The sequence below is a fragment of the Pseudomonas sp. GW456-12-1-14-TSB6 genome, from assembly GCF_059424205.1.
On the sequence record NZ_JBWKZE010000046.1, the window covers coordinates 1 to 20,771 of the forward strand.

Below are 20,771 nucleotides of genomic sequence, written 5' to 3' on the forward strand. Positions count from 1 at the left end.
GCGGAGTGTCAGCCAACAAGTCAGTTGCCTGACACTCCGCATTCGCGAGCAAGCCCGCTCCCACAGTTTTGACCGTGATCAAAACTGATGAGGTAGCCGCTGCATGTATCAATACGATGATTACGACCGGGCGCTGGTGTTCGAGCGCGTTGCGCAGTTTCGCGATCAGGTCGAGCGCTTCATGGCCGGGGAGTTGAGCGAAGAAGAGTTCCTGCCGCTGCGCCTGCAAAACGGCCTGTACATGCAAAAGCACGCGTACATGCTGCGGGTGGCCATTCCTTACGGCACGCTGAGCGCCGAACAGATGCGCACACTGGCAAGCATCGCCCGGGACTACGACCGTGGTTACGGCCACTTCACCACCCGGCAAAACATACAGTTCAACTGGATCGAACTGCACGAGGTGCCGGACATTCTCGAGCGTCTGGCGCAGGTCAACATGCATGCGATCCAGACCTCGGGCAATTGCGTGCGCAACATCACCACCGAAGCCTTCGCCGGGGTCGCGGCGGACGAGTTGATCGACCCGCGTCCGCTGGCGGAAATCCTGCGGCAATGGTCGACGATCAACCCGGAATTCCTGTTCCTGCCGCGCAAGTTCAAGATCGCCATCTGCTCGGCGAAGCAGGATCGCGCGGCAATCATGATGCACGACATCGGTCTCTACCTTTACCCCGGCCGTGACGGCCAGATGCTGCTGCGAGTGATCGTCGGCGGCGGTCTGGGGCGCACGCCGATCCTCGGTCTGCAAATCCGCGATGGCCTGCCGTGGCAGCACTTGCTGTCCTACGTCGAGGCGGTGCTGCGGGTTTACAACCGCCATGGTCGCCGCGACAACAAGTACAAGGCGCGGATCAAGATTCTGGTCAAGGCGCTGGGCATCGAGGCGTTCGCCAAGGAAGTCGAAGAGGAATGGCAACACCTCAAGGACGGCCCCGCGCAGTTGACCGAAGATGAATACCAGCGCGTCGCCAGTGCCTTCGTGCCGCCGAGCTATCGCACGCTGGCGGACACCGATCTGGATTACGGCACGCACCTGGCCGACAACCCGGCGTTCGCCCGTTGGGTCGCGCGCAACGTGCAGCCGCACAAAGTGCCGGGCTACACCAGCGTGGTGCTGTCGACCAAACCGGGCCTGGCCTCGCCGCCGGGGGACGTCACCGATGCGCAGATGCTGGCCGTGGCCGACTGGTCGAAGCGTTTCGGTTTCGGCGAAATCCGCATCGCCCACGAACAGAATATCGTCCTGCCGGATGTGCCCAAGTCCAATCTGTACACGCTGTGGCAATTGGCGAAAGAGCAGGGGCTGGGCGTCGCCAACGTCGGCCTGCTGACCGACATCATCGCCTGCCCCGGCGGTGATTTCTGTGCGCTGGCCAATGCCAAATCGATCCCGATTGCCCAAGCGATTCAGGCGCGGTTCGACAACCTCGATTACCTGCACGATCTTGGGGACATCAGCCTGAACATTTCCGGCTGCATGAACGCCTGCGGCCATCACCACATCGGCAACATCGGGATTCTCGGCGTCGATAAAAACGGCAGCGAGTGGTATCAGATCACCCTTGGCGGGGCTCAGGGCAAGAACAGTGCGCTGGGCAAAGTGATCGGCCCGTCGTTCAGCGCTGCCGAAGTACCGCAGGTGATCGAACGGATCATCGGCACCTTCGTGCGTTATCGCGAGGCCGAAGAACTGTTCGTCGATACCGTGGCGCGCATCGGCCTGGAGCCGTTCAAGGAGCGGGTTTATCCGAAAGCGCAGGAGGTGTCGGCATGAACAATTTGTTGCGCATGGAGGAGAGTGGGGCGCGGATCGTGCTGGATGATCCGTGGACGCTGATCCGCTCGCCTGAAACGTCTGAAAGCACTGAAATGCTGATTCTGCCACTGGCCCACTGGCTCGAATCACCCTCGACCCATGCGGTCTGGCTCGGCCCGGACGACGGCGTCGAAAGCCTGCTGCCGTGGCTGAGCTCGTTGCCACTGATCGCCCTCGACTTCCCGAGCTTTCGCGACGGCCGCGCCTACAGCCAGGCCTATTTGCTGCGCAGTCGTTTCGGCTGGAAAGGCGAGTTGCGCGCCATCGGCGATGTACTGCGCGACCAGCTCAGCCACATGCGCCAGTGCGGTTTCGACAGCTTCGCCGTGCGCGAGGACAAATCCGCCGAGGATGCGCTCAAGGGACTGGCCGGGATGAGCGTGTTGTACGGGCGCTCGGTGATCGAGCCGCGACCGTTGTTCCGGCGCAGGTGATGCAGGGGAAACCCTTAGAACCCTGATGAATCGGGGATTTTTCCTTGGGTCGATGGTGGCCTTTTGGTAGAGTCCCCGTCGCCAGCGGGTTTTCGGCTGGACGACGGAACGAAGAAGGGAGTCTGATCAGTGAGTCCGGGCAAAAAAATTCTGGGCATCACCGCGTTGCTGCTGATGGTGACGCTGTGGGCCGGTTACATCTATGTGTTCAACGAAAACCGTGGCGGTCATCTCGGTGGCGTCGGCGAAAGCACCGCCTGGTGCGGCACGCCGCCGAACACCGAAGCGGCGTTGCTGGGCAAGGATCAACTGACCCTGCGCATCACCAACAACCTGCGCGGCGAGTTCATGCTCAGCGGCGCAGTGGTGGTCTCCGAACGCACCTTCAACCGCTATGACCTGGGCCGCAACGAACTGCGTCTGCGCCTGGAACCGTTGCAGTGGTCGTTCGGCGTCACGCCGATCTTCCTCGAACAGGTGAAAGTCCTGCCCCTGAGCCGCAACCTCGCCTCGACCGACAAGAGCGCCTTCGCCGAACTCGAATCGCGGCCGATCAGCGTCCAGGGCCGGGTCACCGAGTTTCCTTTCGACACCTATCGCTACGGCTACAAGCCAGTCCTGTATTACCTCAAGGGTAGCGAGCGCATCGACCTGCGCTTCAAGAACATCACCACGCTGATGGAGATGTCCAACACCTTCACGCCGATCCAGAAGTACAACCGCGCCGACTACATCAACGAGAAAAACTCGATGATCCGCGACGAGGACTACAAGGCCTACGGCCCCCACGAATGCGCGTTCAGCGTCGAGCGCAAGGGCTCGTTCAAGGTTGTGGTGCTGTTGATGCTGCTGGTGCTGTGCCTGCCGTTGCTGCTGGTGTTCTACCGCGATGAGCCGGGGATCGACTTCCTTGCAACGCTGGTGGGGATTGGCGTGGTGCGCACGGTGCTGGTGGGGCCGGTGCAGGATTTCCAGCTGTACAACATTGATTTTCTGTTCGGTGCGGCGATTTTGCTGGTGGGCACGGTGTCGCTGATCAAGGCGATGCGGGCCAACAGCCGGCGGGAGATGGCGTTGCGCAGTGGGGAGACTTCGAGCTGGTAGAAGAAAGCCTTGAGCACCCGTGATGGTCCGGACCTTTCAAAGGTCCGGACCCGACGTTGCGCAATGTTGGGGTTTCTGATCGCAAACGGCGCGAATTTAGCTATACCTGTAACTCCCCCGACGCAATAAATTCGGCCTTCCGACAGGAGTTACAGCATGAAGCTAGCCGTAATGATGAGCACCCTGTGCATTGCCACGCTGGGCGTGGTGGGCTGCTCCAGCAAAACCGTCGCACCCGACGAGTACTCAGGCTTCCTCAAGGACTACAGCCAGCTGAGGGAGGCCAAATCCCCGTCGGGGGCTGAAGTGATGCGCTGGATTGACCCGAAAGTCGACATCGGCAAATTCACCAGCTTCTACGTCGAACCGACCCAGCTCTATCCCAAACCGCAACCCACCGTGAAGATTCCGCAGCAGACCCTCAACGGCATCACCAGCTACTACGATCAGGCGCTCAAGCGTGAACTGGGTAAATCCTTGCCGCTGGCCTCAGGCCCCGGGCCGGGTGTGATTGTGGTGCGCGCGGCCATCACCGCCGTCAGCAGCAAGACCGAAGGCCTCCATGCTTATGAGGTGATTCCGGTGGCGTTGGTAGCGGCAGCGGTCAGCACCGCCAGCGGCATTCGCGATCAGGAAACCACGCTGGCGACCGAAGCGGTGTTCCTCGATGGCGGCACTAACAAAGTGGCGGCGCAGGTGGTGCGCAAAGGCACCGGCAAACCGCTGGAAAACGATTCGCAGGTGATGAAGGCCGATGACGTGAAAAGCGTGATTGATGGCTGGGCGTCGGACCTGCATCAGTCCTACCTCAAGCTCAAGGCCAAGTAGGACCGGCACGCCGGGTCGCCCCTGAGGGCGATCCGGCGTGTGCACTGCGTCAGAAACTGGCGCGCGCCAGTCGGTTGTAATGGCTGAGCAAACCGTCGTAACTGCGGGTCACGGCGTAGTAGTCCTCGCTCAAACGTTCGGGCTTAGCGTGGTTGTGCCAGTCTGCTTGCAGGGTGTTCAACGCCTCGAGATAGTCTTGCCCCGGCTCGCCGATGCGCAGCCACAGATCCCGTGCGGCATCGGTCTTGTTCTGGAATCCACCCGTGCGCGGTGCGAGCCAGGGTTCGCGACGGTTCCACGCCTGTTGCAACTTCGCGGTGGTGTCGGCCAGCAATTTTGGGGTCAGAGTGCGATTTTTCATCGCTTCGTCGAGCACGTCGACGGTCTCCCGCGCCTGAATCATGTACGCCAGCAAGTCCCAGTGAATGTCCCTGCCCAGACGAGCCTCGATCAGCTTGAGCTGTTCGGGACGCTGCGCAGCGTCGAGCGGCAGCAGGCTTTGCCGCAGAGCCGTCGAGGCGTCGATGTACTCCTGTGAAACGCGCTCGATCGCAGCCAGTTCTCCAGGGGAGGGCTGTTGCGACCCGGAGGTGAAACTCGCCTCCCGGTAAAACCGCGTGGGTGCAATGGTGGTCGTAACGTGACTCAGCGCCCGGACGTACTCGTTCGCCTGTCGCGCCAGTTCAGGCTGCCATTCCAGCAGTTCGAGTTTTTCCGTGAGGCCCTGACCGCAGACATCGCGCTGAATGTCCCGCACATTGAACGCGTCGCTGTCGTCGAAATCCTTGAGGCTCTTCAACCAGCGTTGGTCGCGGGGCAAGGGCGGTTGAGGGTTCTTGTAGCGGTCGTAGGCCACTCGCCATTGCACGTCGATCCGGTTGACGCAGGCAATCACCGGGCTCAGGGCATTGGCCTGGGCGGTGATCGGTGCATCGCGCTCGTCCAGCCAGAGATCGAGCTGCAGGAAAGGGCGTGTCGCGCCCGTCAGCCCCATGATCACCAGCGCGAAGAAGATCCCGACGCAAAACATCACTCTGGTGGTCATGGGCGCGCCTCCTTGCCGTACCACTGCTCAACGGTGGCCGGTGCGCTGCATTCGGCGGTGGTGGCCGGCAAGCGGCTGCACAGGCGTTCGGTCCAGGGTTGCAGACCCTGATTGCGATTGACCGTGCCTTGGCTGGCGACCACTTTGAACACGCCGAGCACGAGGGCCAGCACCAGAATGCCGAGGATCGTCACGCCGACTTTCACGGCAGGTCGGCTTTCTTCCCAGGACACCCGCGGCCTGGACTGCCAGCGGCGCACCAGTCCGAAGGTCGCCAGGGTCGCGGCGTACACCCCGCCGGCAATCGGGCCGAAAAACCAGCCGAGCCCGGCCACCATCAATGCGCCGGGCACCAGGTCGCGCAGCACGCCGAACGGCGGCGAGTCTTTGAAAACTCCGGGGCAAAGAGCGGCGCTGAGCCGGTCATCCAGCCGCCATACGCGATGAGCAACGTTGTGCACCAGCCAATTGAGCCCGGCCACGATCACGCCAAACACCACGGTCGAGATCATGACGATATTGATCAGTCCACTGAGGCGCACACCCAACGGAATGTAATGGGTGAACGCGCCAATCAGGCAGGCCAGCACCACGCCCACGTAGGTCGGCCAGTCATTGAAGCTCAGTTCCCAGCTTTGCCAGAAAAACGCCGTGCCGCCGGGCATCTGCGCGCAGACCTTGGGGTGATTGGCGTACAGCTCCGAACTCAACTTGCGGCATTGCGCCCAGTCGTCCTCGCGCAGGCGTCGGGCCAGTGCGCGACGGGCGCTGAACGAGCCGGTGCCCAGCAGCAGGCGGGCGGCGCGGTGTTCGGGGGTGGCGGCGGGCTCCGTGGCCAGTTGTTGCTGGTGAGCCAGGAAAAGCGGCGCATTCTGGCGAGCCAGCAGGCGTTGCCATTCGCCGTCAGGGCAGGGATTTCCCGTGCAGCCGTGCCAGCCTTGATTGTTGCGCACCCGTTCGAAAATCTCGGGAGACCAGACCGGGGCATCCAGCAGTAAATGGCTCAGGGTATGGTCGAACCATTTCTGATGTCGTTCGATTGTCAGCCATTTGAAATGTGCACAACGGGCATACGCCTGGAGGAATCCGTCAACGTCTTCCTGTTCGAGGGCTTCACGCATCGGTTGCGTGATCCGCGTTCGCTGCCGGGCCAGCAACAGCTCGATCGATTCTTCATCGAGCTCCAGGCGTTGCCAGGCACTGAACCAGAAAAAGGTCGGCACCGCCCAGTCCACCAGCGTGTCGGAGGATTCCGGGTGCTCGATGCAGTGATGCAGCAGAGTGTCCTCGAAGATATGCGCGCAGCCTTGTTCGAGGGCGACGGTATGGCGACGTTTCAGCTCTTCAACACTGAGCCCGTCCAGCGAACGGGTCGCCAGTTGCAGAGCATCGACCTCGACCACGGTCAGGCCGCTCAGGTCCCAGGATTCTTCAATACCCTGTTCCTGCTCTTCATCCTGATTCTGCTCGTGATACTGCTGCCATTCCTTGTACGCAAGCGCCTGCTCATAGGCATCGCGCAGCCGCTGGAAACCCTCGGGATCATCGTCGGGGCGGGTCTGTTTGAGCAGGACGGCATATTGGCGTTTGATGGTGCGCACATCGGCGTCGGCCGACAGGCCAAGGACGGTCCAGCAACTCATTGCGATGACAACTCCATAAAAACCGCGACGCGATCCAGTGGTGGCATTGTGATGTTGCGCACCCTACCTGTTTCGCGTCGAAAAGTCCCCGTGTCTCGCTCAGTCGTCACCGGCCTTACGGAAAATGCTGACGTGCTCGATTCGGGGCTTCAGTGTTTTTTGGCTTGCTCGCGTATGCGTTCTTCCTGCTCGCGCAGTTCCGGGGTGAACTCGGCGCCGAAATCTTCCGCGCTGAACACTTGGCGAATCTCGATTTCCGATTCAGTGCCCGGCATGGGATTCGGGCAGCGCTTGACCCACTCGATGGCTTCCTCTTTGGACTTGACGTCCCAGATCCAGTAACCGGCGATCAGCTCTTTGGTCTCGGCAAACGGGCCGTCGATCACGCTGCGGTTTTCCCCGCTGAAGCGCACGCGGGCGCCTTTGCTGCTGGGGTGCAGGCCGTCGGCGGACACCAGAATGCCGGCCTTGGCCAGTTCCTCGTTGTAGTTGCCCATGTCCGTCAACAATTGCTCGCTGGGCATCACGCCGGCTTCGGAGTCGTGGCTGGCTTTGACAATGATCATGAAGCGCATGGTGTTTCTCCGCAGGTAAGTGAGGGATTCATGGCTTAGTCGAACGGCCGGGGTCTGAATCGACAGGTCGTTAAAGAAAAGACGCAGACTTGCGTTTTAACAAGCATCACCCTCTTTGAGAGCGGGGATGTGGGGCTACTGGAGAATGTGTATCCAGTTTTGCGTGCCAGCACATGACAATTTCAGTCCAGGCATAGGTCGTCGGACAATTTCGTGGTTAACTTCCGCCTCTTGCATGCTTTCCCAACAACGTTAAGAAGGACTCCGTTCATGGCTCAAGTCACTCTCAAAGGCAACCCGGTTCAAGTCAACGGCCAACTGCCACAAGCCGGTTCCAAGGCGCCAGCCTTTTCCCTGGTAGCCGGCAATCTGTCCGACGTCACCCTGAAAGACTTCGCCGGCAAGCGCAAAGTGCTGAACATCTTCCCAAGCGTCGACACCCCGACCTGCGCCACCTCCGTGCGCAAGTTCAACGCTCAGGCCAACGACATCAGCAACACCGTGGTGCTGTGCATCTCGGCTGACCTGCCGTTCGCCCAGGCTCGTTTTTGCGGCGCCGAAGGCCTGGAAAACGTACAAAACCTGTCGACCCTGCGCGGCACCGAGTTCCTCGAGAACTACGGCGTGGCCATCGCTGACGGCCCGCTGAAAGGCCTGACCGCCCGTGCGGTGGTTGTTCTGGACGAAAACGACAACGTCCTGCACAGCGAACTGGTCAAGGAAATTGCAGAAGAGCCTGACTACGAAGCGGCGCTGTCCGTTCTCAAGTAAGCGCTTTTACAATTGTTAACGGCCTGGCTCTGTCCAGGCCGTTTTCATTTGTGTATCAGTGTTTTGCCTCACACCTTGAAACGTAAGTGGAAGGTAAATTGCCGGTAAAGCTGCTTTGCTAAATCCCCACCAGTGCTTATCGTTCAGCCTCCCGTAAAAGAAGCCCACGCGCCCAATGGTTAATCACTCCATGCAATCGTCTTCCCGAAACTCCCGTCGCTGGCTGTTGAGCCTGCTTGTCCTGCTGGTCATTGCCGGTCTGTGCTGGAAATTCTGGCCCGCCGGTTCGACCCACAAGGAGGGCGGCGAGAAGGCGCAGGCCGGCCACACTGGCCGTTCGGGGATGATGCGTCCGGGCTTCGGCGGGGCGGCCGGGCCGATTCCGGTACGCGTGGCGCCGGCGGTCACCGGGGACTTCCCGCTGTACTACAAGGCCCTCGGTACGGTGACGGCGCTCAACACCATCAATGTGCGCAGCCGGGTCGGTGGCGAACTGGTGAAGATTTATTTCGAGGAAGGGCAAATGGTCAAGGCCGGTGACCTGCTGGCGGAGATCGACCCGCGTCCGTACCAGAACGCCTTGCTCCAGGCGGAAGGCACCTTGCTGCAGAATCAGGCGCAGTTGAAGAACGCCCAGGTCGATGTCGAGCGCTATCGCGGCCTGTACAAGGAAGACAGCATCGCCAAGCAGACGCTGGACACCGCCGAAGCGCTGGTCGGCCAATACCTCGGCACCGTGAAAACCAATCAGGCGGCGGTCAACGACGCCAAGCTCAATCTCGAATTCACCAAGATCCGCGCACCGATTGCCGGTCGCGTCGGCCTGCGTCAGCTCGACGTCGGCAACCTCGTGGCGGCCAACGACACGACCTCCCTGGCGGTCATCACCCAGACCCAACCGATCAGCGTCGCCTTCACCCTGCCGGAAAACAGCCTGGAAACCGTGCTCGCCCGCTACCGCAGCGGCGCCAAACTGCCGGCCGAGGCCTGGGATCGTGGCGATACCAAACTGCAGGCCACCGGTGTGCTGCAAAGCCTCGACAACCAGATCGACGTGACCACCGGCACCCTTAAATTCAAGGCGCGCTACGAGAACCGCGATCAGTCGCTGTTCCCCAACCAGTTCGTCAACGTTCACCTGCTGGCCGACACCTTGAAAGGTGTGGTGCTGGCACCGTCGGCGGCCATCCAGTTCGGCACCAACGGCACCTTCGTCTACGCGCTGGACGGCGACAAGAAAGTCACCATCCGCCAATTGAAGATCGGTGCCAGCGACGGCGAAAACACGGTAGTCACCGAAGGTCTGGCCGCCGGCGACCGGGTGGTGCTGGAAGGCACCGACCGTCTGAAGGAAGGCAGCGAAGTGGAAGTGGTCAACGACAGCAAGGATGTGCCGACCACTCCGACCGAGCACCTGCAAGGCAAGTCAGCCGCCACTGCGCCTGACGCCACCGTCACCGACAAGGCCAAGAAGGGCGCATGAACATTTCGCGTCTGTTCATCCTTCGCCCGGTCGCCACCACGCTGAGCATGCTGGCCATCGTGCTGGCCGGTCTGATCGCCTATCGCCTGCTGCCGGTTTCGGCCTTGCCGCAGGTCGATTACCCGACCATCCGGGTCATGACCCTGTATCCGGGCGCCAGTCCGGACGTGATGACCAGCGCCGTCACCGCGCCGCTTGAGCGCCAGTTCGGGCAGATGCCTGGCCTCACGCAAATGGCCTCGACCAGTTCCGGCGGTGCCTCGGTGCTGACACTGCGTTTCAGCCTCGACATCAACATGGACGTCGCCGAACAGCAGGTGCAGGCCGCGATCAACGCCGCGACCAACCTGTTGCCGACCGACTTGCCGGCGCCGCCGGTGTACAACAAGGTCAACCCGGCGGACACCCCGGTGCTGACCCTGGCCATCACCTCGAAAACCATGTTGTTGCCCAAACTCAATGACCTGGTCGACACGCGCATGGCGCAGAAGATCGCCCAGATCAGCGGCGTCGGCATGGTCAGCATTGCCGGCGGCCAGCGTCAGGCGGTGCGGATCAAGGTCAATCCCGAGGCCCTAGCGGCCAATGGCCTGAACCTGTCGGACGTGCGCACGCTGATCAGTGCGTCCAACGTCAACCAGCCCAAGGGCAACTTCGACGGCCCGACCCGGGTGTCGATGCTCGACGCCAACGACCAACTGACGTCGCCCAAGGATTACGCCAACCTGATCCTGGCCTACGCCAACGGCGCGCCGCTGCGGCTCAAGGATGTCGCGCAGATCGTCGACGGCGCCGAAAACGAGCGTCTGGCGGCGTGGGCCAACCAGAATCAGGCCGTTCTGCTGAACATCCAGCGTCAACCGGGCGCCAACGTGATCGAAGTAGTCGACCGGATCAAGGCACTGCTGCCGAGCATCACCGACAACCTGCCGGCCGGTCTCGACGTAGTCGTGCTGACCGACCGCACCCAGACCATCCGTGCCTCGGTCACCGACGTGCAACATGAATTGCTGATCGCCATCGCACTTGTAGTGATGGTGACGTTCCTGTTCCTGCGCCGCGCCAGTGCCACGATCATTCCGTCGGTGGCCGTACCGCTGTCGCTGATCGGTACGTTCGGCGTGATGTACCTCGCCGGCTTCTCGGTCAACAACCTGACGCTGATGGCACTGACCATCGCCACCGGTTTCGTGGTCGACGATGCGATCGTGATGCTGGAGAACATCGCGCGTTTCATCGAGGAGGGTGACAGCCCGATGCAGGCGGCGCTCAAGGGCGCGAAGCAGATCGGTTTCACCCTGATTTCCCTGACCCTGTCGCTGATCGCGGTACTGATTCCGCTGCTGTTCATGGCCGACGTCGTGGGGCGGTTGTTCCGCGAATTCGCCATCACCCTGGCGGTGGCGATCCTGATTTCCCTGGTGGTCTCGCTGACCCTTACGCCGATGATGTGCGCGCGTCTGCTCAAGCGTGAGCCGGAAGCACATGAGCAGGGCCGTTTCTACCGCGCCAGTGGTGCGTTCATCGACTGGATGATCGCCGCTTACGGCCGCAAGTTGCAGTGGGTGCTCAAGCACCAGCCGCTGACCCTGCTGGTGGCCATCGGCACGCTGGCCCTGACCGTGTTCCTTTATATGGTGGTGCCCAAGGGCTTCTTTCCTGTGCAGGACACCGGGGTGATCCAGGGTATTTCCGAAGCACCGCAGTCGATTTCCTTCGCAGCGATGGGCGAGCGTCAGCAGGCGCTGGCCAAGGTGATTCTGGAAGATCCGGCGGTAGAAAGCCTGTCGTCCTACATTGGGGTCGACGGCGACAACGCCACGCTCAACAGCGGTCGGTTGCTGATCAACCTCAAGCCCCACGGCCAGCGTGATCTGACGGCGACCGAAGTGATTGCCCGCCTGCAACCGCAGTTGGACAAGCTTGTCGGCATCCGTCTGTTCATGCAGCCGGTGCAGGACCTGACCATCGAAGACCGCGTCAGCCGCACCCAGTATCAGTTCAGCATGTCGTCGCCGGATTCCGAATTGCTCAGTCTGTGGAGCGGCCGTCTGGTCGAGGCTCTGGCCCAGCGCCCGGAACTGACCGACGTCGCCAGCGACTTGCAGGACAAGGGTTTGCAGGTGTTCCTGGTCATCGACCGCGACGCCGCTTCACGGCTGGGTGTGTCGGTCTCGAATATCACCGACGCGCTGTACGACGCGTTCGGCCAGCGGCAGATCTCGACCATCTACACCCAGGCCAGCCAGTACCGCGTGGTGCTGCAGGCTCAGGCCGGAGAGAAGATTGGCCCGCAGGCGCTGGATCAGATTCACGTCAAGACCACCGATGGCGGGCAGGTGCGGTTGTCGAGTCTGGCCCACGTCGAAGAGCGGCAGGCGCAACTGGCGATTACCCACATCGGCCAGTTCCCGGCGGTGATGATGTCGTTCAACCTCGCGCCCGGCGTGGCGCTGGGGCATGCGGTGGACATCATCGAGCAGGTGCAGAAGGACATCGGCATGCCGATCGGCGTGCAGACCCAGTTCCAGGGCGCGGCTGAAGCGTTCCAGGCGTCGCTGTCGAGCACCTTGCTGCTGATTCTGGCGGCGGTGGTGACCATGTACATCGTGCTCGGCGTGCTTTACGAGAGCTACATTCACCCGATCACCATTCTGTCGACCTTGCCGTCGGCGGCGGTGGGGGCGTTGCTGGCGTTGCTGCTCAGCGGCAATGATCTGGGGATGATCGCGATCATCGGCATCATCCTGCTGATCGGTATCGTGAAGAAGAACGCGATCATGATGATCGACTTCGCCCTCGACGCCGAACGCACTCAGGGCATGGCGCCGGAGCAGGCGATTTATCAGGCGGCGCTGTTGCGCTTCCGGCCGATTCTGATGACGACGCTGGCTGCGCTGTTTGGTGCGGTGCCGTTGATGCTGGCCACCGGTTCCGGCGCTGAATTGCGTCAGCCGCTGGGTCTGGTGATGGTCGGCGGGTTGCTGGTGAGTCAGGTGCTGACCTTATTCACGACGCCCGTGATTTACCTGGCTTTTGATCGGTTGGGACGGCGTTGGGCGAAGTCCGGCACAGGAGAGGTTGCGTGAAGGGCGACGTGAATACAGCTGCAAGCGTCAAGCTTCGAGCTGCAAGAGAAAAGCGGACTCGGAACAGGTTTTTAGCTTGCGGCTTGCAGCTTGCCGCTAGTGGTTGCCACCTATGAATCTTTCGGGTCCTTTCATCAAGCGCCCCGTGGCAACCATGCTGCTTTCATTGGCGATCATGCTGCTGGGCGGTGTGAGCTTCGGCCTGCTGCCGGTGTCGCCGCTGCCGCAAATGGACTTCCCGGTGATCGTGGTGCAGGCCAGCCTGCCCGGCGCCAGTCCGGAGGTCATGGCGTCCACCGTGGCCACGCCGCTGGAGCGCTCGTTCGGCGCCATCGCCGGCGTCAACACCATGAGCAGCCGTTCCAGCCAGGGCTCGACCCGGGTGATTCTGCAATTCGACCTCGACCGCGACATCAACGGCGCGGCGCGCGAAGTGCAGGCGGCGATCAACGCCTCGCGCAACCTGCTGCCGAGCGGGATGCGCAGCATGCCGACCTACAAGAAGGTCAACCCGTCGCAGGCACCGATCATGGTGCTGTCGCTGACCTCGGACGTGCTGGAAAAAGGCCAGCTCTATGACCTGGCGTCGACCATCCTGTCCCAGAGTCTGTCCCAGGTGCAGGGCGTCGGTGAAGTGCAGATCGGCGGCAGCTCTTTGCCGGCGGTGCGCATCGAACTCGAGCCCCAGGCACTGAACCAGTACGGCGTGGCGCTGGACGATGTGCGCAAGACCATCGCCGAAGCGAACGTGCGTCGGCCCAAGGGCTCGGTCGAAGACGACCAGCGCCTGTGGCAGATCCAGGCCAACGACCAGTTGGAGAAAGCCAAGGATTACGAATCGCTGATCATCCACTACAACGGCGGCGCGGCCCTGCGTCTGAAAGACGTGGCCAAGGTCAGCGACGGCGTGGAAGACCGCTACAACAGCGGTTTCTTCAACGACGACGCGGCTGTGTTGCTGGTGATCAACCGCCAGGCCGGCGCCAACATCATCGAGACGGTCAACGAGATCAAGGCGCAGTTGCCGGCGTTGCAGGCGGTGCTGCCGGCCAGCGTCAAACTGAACCTGGCGATGGATCGCTCGCCGGTGATCAAGGCCACCCTGCACGAAGCGGAAATGACCCTGCTGATCGCCGTGGCGCTGGTGATTCTGGTGGTGTTCCTGTTTCTCGGCAATTTCCGTGCGTCCCTGATTCCGACGTTGGCGGTGCCGGTGTCGCTGGTCGGCACCTTTGCGGTGATGTACCTCTACGGCTTCTCGCTGAACAACCTGTCGCTGATGGCGCTGATTCTCGCCACCGGGCTGGTGGTGGACGACGCCATCGTGGTGCTGGAGAACATTTCCCGGCATATCGACGAAGGTGTCAAACCGATGAAGGCCGCGTACCTCGGGGCCAAGGAAGTCGGGTTTACCTTGCTGTCGATGAACGTCTCGCTGGTGGCGGTATTCCTGTCGATCCTGTTCATGGGCGGGATCATCGAAAGCCTGTTCCGCGAGTTCTCCATCACCCTGGCCGCGGCCATCGTGGTGTCGCTGGTGGTTTCTTTGACGCTGACCCCGATGCTCTGCGCCCGCTGGCTCAAACCCCATACACCGGGCGAGGAAAACCGCCTGCAACGCTGGAGCCGCCGCACCAACGACTGGATGGTCGGCAAATACGCCACCAGCCTCGATTGGGTGTTGCGTCATCGGCGCCTGACCTTGCTGAGCCTGATCATCACCGTCGGGGTGAACGTTGCCCTGTACGTGGTGGTGCCGAAAACCTTCATGCCGCAGCAGGACACCGGCCAGTTGATCGGTTTCGTGCGCGGTGACGACGGTCTGTCGTTCAGTGTGATGCAGCCGAAAATGGAGACCTTCCGGCGCGCCGTGCTCAAGGACGACGCGGTCGAGAGTGTGGCCGGGTTCATTGGTGGCACCAACGGCACCAACAACGCCTTCATGCTGGTGCGCCTGAAACCGATCAAGGAGCGCAATATCTCGGCACAGAAGGTCATCGAGCGCCTGCGCAAGGAAATGCCCAAGGTGGCCGGTGCGCAGTTGATGCTGATGGCCGACCAGGACCTGCAATTTGGCGGCGGCCGCGAGCAGACCACTTCGCAGTACAGCTACATTCTGCAAAGCGGTGATCTGGGTGAGTTGCGCGAGTGGTACCCGAAAGTGGTCACCGCGCTGCGGGCCTTGCCCGAGCTGACCGCCATCGATGCCCGCGAAGGCGCGGGTGCGCAGCAGGTGACATTGATCGTCGACCGCGATCAGGCCAAACGCCTGGGCGTGGACATGGAAATGGTCACAGCGGTGCTCAACAACGCTTACAGCCAGCGGCAGATTTCCACGATCTACGACAGCCTCAACCAGTATCAGGTGGTGATGGAGGTCAATCCGAAATATGCCCAGGATCCGGTGACGCTCAAGCAGGTTCAGGTGATCACCGCCGACGGCGCGCGGATTCCGCTGTCGACCTTCGCTCACTATGAAAACAGCCTGGAAGACGACCGGGTCAGCCACGAAGGCCAGTTCGCCTCCGAGAGCATTTCCTTCGACATGGCCGAAGGCGTGACGGTGGAGCAGGGCAGTGCCGCCATCGAACGGGCGATTGCCAAGCTCGGTCTGCCGGAAGACGTGATCGTGAAAATGGCCGGCACCGCCGATGCCTTCGCCGCTACCCAGAAGAGCCAGCCGTTCATGATCCTCGGTGCGCTGCTGGCGGTGTATCTGGTGCTGGGCGTGCTGTATGAGAGCTACATTCACCCGCTGACGATTCTGTCGACGCTGCCGTCGGCCGGGGTCGGCGCGTTGCTGTCGATCTATGTGCTGGGCGGCGAGTTCAGCCTGATCTCGCTGCTCGGGCTGTTCCTGCTGATCGGTGTGGTGAAGAAGAACGCGATCCTGATGATCGACCTGGCGCTGCAACTGGAGCGTCATCAGGGCATGGCGCCGCTGGAGTCGATCCGCAGCGCCTGTCTGCAACGCTTGCGGCCGATCCTGATGACCACGCTGGCGGCGATCCTCGGCGCCTTGCCGTTGCTGCTGAGCCGGGCCGAAGGCGCGGAAATGCGCCAGCCGCTGGGCCTGACCATTATCGGCGGGCTGATTTTCAGCCAGGTGCTGACCCTTTACACCACGCCTGTGGTTTACCTCTATCTCGACAAGTTGCGCCATCGTTTCAACAAATGGCGTGGCGTGCGCACTGATGCCGCTCTGGAAACTCCGCTATGACTGACCGTTCGCTTATCAATCTGGCTACCGTTCGCGGCTCGCGCCTACTGAGCCTGTCACTGTGCGTGGCGATGCTCAGTGCCTGCGCCGTCGGCCCGGACTACCAGCGCCCGCAGACCGCCGAAATCGCCCAGTACAAGGAAGCCGAAGGCTGGCGTCAGGCCAACCCGAGCGATTCCCTGGCGCGTGGCGCGTGGTGGGAGCTGTATGGCGACCGTCAGCTCAACCAGCTGATCGAGAAACTCAACAGCTCCAACCAGACCGTCGCCCAGTCCGAGGCCCAGTACCGTCAGGCCCAGGCCTTGGTGCGCAGCGCGCGCGGAGCGTTTTATCCGAGTATTGATCTGAGTGCCGGCAAGACCCGCTCCAGCCAGGGCACCGGCAGCAGCAGTTCAAGCCTAAGCAGTTCCTCCAGCGGTATTCGTGACACCTACAACGCGCAACTGGGCGTGAGTTGGGAAGCGGATGTCTGGGGCAAGTTGCGTCGCGGCCTGGAAGCCAATGAGGCTAGCGCCCAGGCGAGCTATGCCGATCTGGCGGCGATGCGTTTGAGCCAGCAATCCGAGCTGGTGCAGAACTACCTGCAATTGCGGGTGATCGATCAGCAGAAACGCCTGCTCGAATCGACAGTGGCCGCTTACGAGCGCTCGCTGAAAATGACCATGAACCAGTACAACGCCGGGGTTTCCGGGCGGGACGCGGTGGCGCAGGCGCAGACCCAGCTGAAAACCACCCAGGGCGATCTGGTGGACCTGATCTGGCAACGGGCGCAGTTCGAAAATGCCATCGCGGTACTGACCGGCCAGCCGCCGGCCGAATTCAATATTGCCGAGACCCAGGACATTCCCAAGCTGCCGCAAATTCCGCTGAGCCTGCCGTCGCAGTTGCTCGAGCGCCGTCCGGACATCGCCTCGGCGGAGCGCTCGGTGATCGCCGCCAACGCCAACATCGGCGTGGCCAAGGCCGCGTACTACCCGGATTTCAGCCTGAGCATGAGCGGTGGTTACAGCAGCAGTACCTCGCAGAACCTGATCAGCCTGCCGAACCGCTTCTGGTCGGTCGGGCCGAAAATGACCCTGCCGCTATTTGACGGCGGCATCCGTTCGGCCGAAGTCGACCGCACCGAAGCGGTGTACGACCAGACCGTGGCCAAATACCGCCAGACCGTGCTCGACGGTTTCCGCGAGGTGGAAAACTACCTGGTGCAGTTGAAGGTGTACGAAGACGAAGCGGTTGTGCGCCAGGAAGCCCTCGATGCGGCACGGGATTCGTTGCGTCTGACGGAAAACCAGTACAAGGCCGGGGTGATTGCTTATCTCGATGTGGTGACGGTGCAGGCCACGGCGTTGAGCAACGAGCGCAGTGTGTTGAACGTGTTGCAGAGCCGTTTGATCGCCAGCGTGCAGTTGATCGCGGCGCTGGGCGGTGGGTGGGATGGGCAGTTGGAAACCACTGATAACCGCTGACGTGAAGTCATGATCGTTCCCACGCTCCGCGTGGGAATGCAGCCCGGGACGCTCCGCGTCCCTTCCAGAGCCGAACGCGGAGCGTCCGTTGAGGCATTCCCACGCAGAGCGTGGGAACGATCTGCCGGCGAGGCGGACGATCTTCTCAAGACCCTGAATCAGAGCCTTGCCCGACGATCAAACAAGCGTTTCATCGGGTTGATGGCCATTTGATTACTTTGTCAGTGCGTTCTTCTGCGCAATCAGTACAATCGGCGCATTTGGCCCCGCGGAGAACGGACGCAGTACGGCGGGGTGGTCACGAGAATTCCCATGCTCATCGGTAGCTACTCCTTCACGCTGGTTTTCATTTCGCTGTGTGTGGCGATCCTCGCTTCCTACACCGCGCTCGATCTCACCGGGCGCATTGCCACTGCCAAGGGCCGCGCCGTGCATTTATGGACGGCCGGCGGAGCGTTTGCCATGGGCATCGGCGTCTGGTCGATGCACTTCATTGGCATGCTGGCGTTCAAGCTGCCGATCAGCCTCGGTTACGACATTTCGATCACGGCGCTTTCATTGCTGATCGCCGTGCTGTCCTGCGGTTTCGCGCTGTGGCTGGTCAGTCAGCCGAAACTGCCGGCCTGGCAACTGGCCTTTGGCGCGTTGATCATGGGCGCCGGCATCAGCGCGATGCATTACACCGGCATGGCCGCGATGCGCATGCAGCCGGGCATCGACTACGATCCGACACTGTTCGGCGCCTCGTTGCTGATCGCTGTCGGCGCTTCGGCGGCAGCGCTGTGGATCGCCTTTCGCCTGCGTCAGCATTCGCCTTACGTGCGGCTGTTTCGGGCCGGGGCGGCGATTGTCATGGGCGTGGCGATTGTCGGCATGCACTACACCGGCATGGCGGCGGCGCGGTTTCCCGACGGCAGTTTCTGCGGCGCGGCACTCAGCGGCCTGAACGGCAACGGTCTCGACAATCTGGTACTGATCACCACGCTGGCGGTGCTGGCCATTGCGCTGCTGACCTCGATTCTCGACGCCCGCCTCGAAGCCCGTACGGCTGATCTGGCCCATTCATTGACCGTGGCCAACCGCGAACTCACCCAACTGGCGCTGCACGACACCCTGACCGGCCTGCCCAACCGCATGCTGCTGGATGACCGGATCAATCAGGCGATGAAAAAGGTCAACGAGCAGGGCGGCTGTTTTGCGCTGATGTTCATCGATCTGGACGGCTTCAAACCGGTCAACGACGCTTTCGGTCACCACATGGGCGATCAGTTGCTGCGCGAAGTGGCGGTGCGTCTGCGCGAAGATTTGCGCAGCCTCGACACGCTGGCGCGGATCGGTGGCGATGAGTTTGTCCTGCTGGTGCGCCTGACCGAACCCAACGATGCGCTGGGTCTGGCGGCGCGTCAGGTCGGCTTGATCGCCCGGTCGTTCCGGGTCGCCGAGCATGAGTTGCAGATTTCCGCCAGCGTCGGCATTGCCCTGTACCCCGGCAACGGGGAGAGCGCCCAGGAACTGCTGATGAACGCTGACGCCGCGATGTACCACGCCAAGGGCGGCGGCAAGAACGGTTACAGCTTCTTCGACGTTTCGATGAACAGCAACGCGCGCAAGCAACTGCAATTGCTGCAGGACTTGCGGGCGGCGCTGGAGCATGGCGAGTTCAGCCTGCATTACCAACCCAAATTTCATGCGGCCGACGGTCGTCCGGTCGGTGCCGAAGCCTTGTTGCGCTGGGAACATCCGACCCAGGGCATGCTGATGCCGGACAAGTTCATCGATCTGGCGGAGAAGACCGGGCTGATCATTCCGATTGGCGAGTGGGTGCTCAATGAGGCCTGCCGGCAGATGCGCGAGTGGTACGTGCTGGGCTACACCGACTGGCGGATTGCGGTGAACCTGTCGGCGTTGCAGTTCTGCCATGCAGGGCTGGTAAGCAGCGTGGCCAAGGCCCTGGCCACCCACCATTTACCGGCCAACAGCCTGACCCTGGAAATCACCGAAACCACCGCCATGAGTGACGCCGATGCGAGCATGACGGTGTTGCAGGAACTGTCCGACATGGGCGTCGACCTGTCCATCGACGACTTCGGCACCGGTTATTCGAGCCTGATGTATCTCAAGCGTCTGCCGGCCAACGAGCTGAAGATCGACCGCGGTTTCGTCCGCGATCTGGAGCACGACAGCGATGACGCGGCCATCGTCTCGGCGATCGTCGCCCTCGGTCAGGCGCTGGGGCTGCGCATCGTGGCTGAAGGTGTGGAAACCGATTCGCAGCAGGATTTCCTGACGCAACTGGGCTGCGATTCGCTGCAAGGTTATCTGCTCGGTCACCCGATGCCGGCGGATCGCTTCCTGCAGGACATCGTGCGCGGCAAACAATTGGCGGTGAGCTGAGCCGCTAATCGCAGGTCATGCAAAACCCTGCAATGACGGTTATTCTTGCCCCGACTGTTACGTGTGCATCGGGGGAAAGGCCAGCATGGATAAAGTCATTGTGATCACCGGCGGTGGTCGTGGAATCGGCGCCGCCACCGCGCTGTTGGCTGCCGAGCAAGGCTATCGGATCTGCATCAATTACCAGACCGACGAACAGGCCGCTCACCACGTGCTGGACCAGGTGCGTGAGCGCGGCGCCACAGCCATCGCCGTGCGTGCCGACGTCAGTATCGAAGACGAAGTGATTGCGCTGTTTCACCGGGTCGACACCGAACTGGGCCGCGTCACCGCCCTGGTCAACAACGCCGGCACCGTGGGGCAAAAATCCCGGGTCGACGAAATGTCCGAATTCCGCATTCTCAAAATCATGAAAACCAATGTGCTGGCGCCGATCCTCTGCGCCAAGCACGCGATCCTGCGCATGTCGCCCAAACACGGCGGGCAGGGTGGCAGCATCGTCAACGTCTCCTCGGTTGCCGCGCGGCTGGGCTCGCCGAATGAATATGTCGATTACGCGGCGTCCAAAGGCGCGCTGGATACGTTCACCATCGGGCTGTCCAAGGAAGTGGCGGGCGAGGGGATTCGGGTGAATGCGGTGCGTCCGGGTTACATCTATACCGACTTCCACGCCTTGAGCGGCGACCCGGATCGGGTCAGCAAGCTGGAGTCGGCGATTCCGATGGCCCGGGGCGGGCGGCCGGATGAAGTGGCGGAGGCGATTGTCTGGTTGCTGTCGGACAAGGCTTCGTATGCCACGGGGACTTTCGTCGATCTCGGCGGCGGCCGTTAATGATCGTTCCCACGCTCCGCGTGGGAATGCAGCCCAGGACGCTCCGCGTCCCCTCCAGAGCTGGAACG

14 protein-coding genes are annotated in these 20,771 nt (G+C 61.9%); 11 read left to right on the forward strand and 3 right to left on the reverse strand.

Features of this window, described 5'->3' with window-relative positions; all coding sequences use genetic code 11:
• The first annotated feature begins 103 nt into the window (after positions 1–103).
• From AC07Y2_RS27220 to AC07Y2_RS27235, 4 genes are all read left to right on the forward strand, one after another.
• Positions 104–1,777: a nitrite/sulfite reductase gene (locus tag AC07Y2_RS27220; RefSeq protein WP_103387334.1), complete on the forward strand. Its 1,674-nt coding sequence runs from the start codon at positions 104–106 to the stop codon at positions 1,775–1,777.
• Positions 1,774–2,253: a DUF934 domain-containing protein gene (locus AC07Y2_RS27225; protein ID WP_074690900.1), complete on the forward strand. Its 480-nt coding sequence runs from the start codon at positions 1,774–1,776 to the stop codon at positions 2,251–2,253. Before AC07Y2_RS27220 ends, AC07Y2_RS27225 begins: the two co-directional genes overlap by 4 nt.
• A gap of 129 nt (positions 2,254–2,382) precedes the next feature.
• Positions 2,383–3,357 carry a hypothetical protein gene (locus tag AC07Y2_RS27230; RefSeq protein ID WP_103387333.1) on the forward strand — a complete coding sequence of 325 codons (975 nt, stop codon included), beginning with the start codon at positions 2,383–2,385 and terminating at the stop codon, positions 3,355–3,357.
• Between the two features lie 156 nt (positions 3,358–3,513).
• Entirely contained in the window at positions 3,514–4,185 is a 672-nt protein-coding gene (locus AC07Y2_RS27235) for a DUF3313 domain-containing protein (protein WP_011333935.1), read from the forward strand.
• A gap of 49 nt (positions 4,186–4,234) precedes the next feature.
• Here AC07Y2_RS27235 and AC07Y2_RS27240 read toward each other — a convergent pair whose 3' ends face one another.
• The 3 genes from AC07Y2_RS27240 to AC07Y2_RS27250 all read right to left on the reverse strand — a co-directional run bounded on the left by AC07Y2_RS27240 (position 4,235) and on the right by AC07Y2_RS27250 (position 7,448).
• Positions 4,235–5,230: a DUF3829 domain-containing protein gene (locus AC07Y2_RS27240; RefSeq protein WP_103387332.1), complete on the reverse strand. Its 996-nt coding sequence runs from the start codon at positions 5,228–5,230 to the stop codon at positions 4,235–4,237.
• Positions 5,227–6,873, reverse strand: coding sequence for a J domain-containing protein (locus AC07Y2_RS27245; RefSeq protein ID WP_103387331.1), 1,647 nt, complete (start codon positions 6,871–6,873; stop codon positions 5,227–5,229). Before AC07Y2_RS27245 ends, AC07Y2_RS27240 begins: the two co-directional genes overlap by 4 nt.
• 149 nt (positions 6,874–7,022) lie before the next feature.
• Complete coding sequence (locus AC07Y2_RS27250) at positions 7,023–7,448, reverse strand: YciI family protein (RefSeq protein WP_074690904.1); 426 nt, start codon at positions 7,446–7,448, stop codon at positions 7,023–7,025.
• Between the two features lie 270 nt (positions 7,449–7,718).
• Here AC07Y2_RS27250 and tpx point away from each other — a divergent pair, with 270 nt between their 5' ends.
• The 7 genes from tpx to AC07Y2_RS27285 all read left to right on the forward strand — a co-directional run bounded on the left by tpx (position 7,719) and on the right by AC07Y2_RS27285 (position 20,703).
• The gene (gene tpx, locus AC07Y2_RS27255) at positions 7,719–8,219 is read left to right on the forward strand and encodes a thiol peroxidase (RefSeq protein ID WP_074690905.1); all 501 of its coding nucleotides are present in this window, start codon (positions 7,719–7,721) and stop codon (positions 8,217–8,219) included.
• 175 nt (positions 8,220–8,394) lie between these two features.
• On the forward strand, positions 8,395–9,702 hold the full coding sequence (locus AC07Y2_RS27260; protein ID WP_103387330.1) for an MdtA/MuxA family multidrug efflux RND transporter periplasmic adaptor subunit: 1,308 nt from the start codon (positions 8,395–8,397) through the stop codon (positions 9,700–9,702).
• Complete coding sequence (locus AC07Y2_RS27265; RefSeq protein ID WP_039772386.1) at positions 9,699–12,791, forward strand: MdtB/MuxB family multidrug efflux RND transporter permease subunit; 3,093 nt, start codon at positions 9,699–9,701, stop codon at positions 12,789–12,791. The genes AC07Y2_RS27260 and AC07Y2_RS27265 overlap by 4 nt, the downstream gene beginning before the upstream one ends.
• A 112-nt stretch (positions 12,792–12,903) precedes the next feature.
• A complete protein-coding gene (locus AC07Y2_RS27270) occupies positions 12,904–16,011 on the forward strand; it encodes an efflux RND transporter permease subunit (RefSeq protein ID WP_085667118.1) in 3,108 nt (1,035 codons plus the stop codon).
• A complete protein-coding gene (locus AC07Y2_RS27275; RefSeq protein WP_103387329.1) occupies positions 16,008–17,477 on the forward strand; it encodes an efflux transporter outer membrane subunit in 1,470 nt (489 codons plus the stop codon). The genes AC07Y2_RS27270 and AC07Y2_RS27275 overlap by 4 nt, the downstream gene beginning before the upstream one ends.
• Before the next feature lie 312 nt (positions 17,478–17,789).
• Entirely contained in the window at positions 17,790–19,871 is a 2,082-nt protein-coding gene (locus tag AC07Y2_RS27280) for a putative bifunctional diguanylate cyclase/phosphodiesterase (protein WP_103387328.1), read from the forward strand.
• Positions 19,872–19,956: 85 nt separating this feature from the next.
• Entirely contained in the window at positions 19,957–20,703 is a 747-nt protein-coding gene (locus AC07Y2_RS27285; RefSeq protein WP_039772394.1) for an SDR family oxidoreductase, read from the forward strand.
• Positions 20,704–20,771 lie beyond the last annotated feature (68 nt).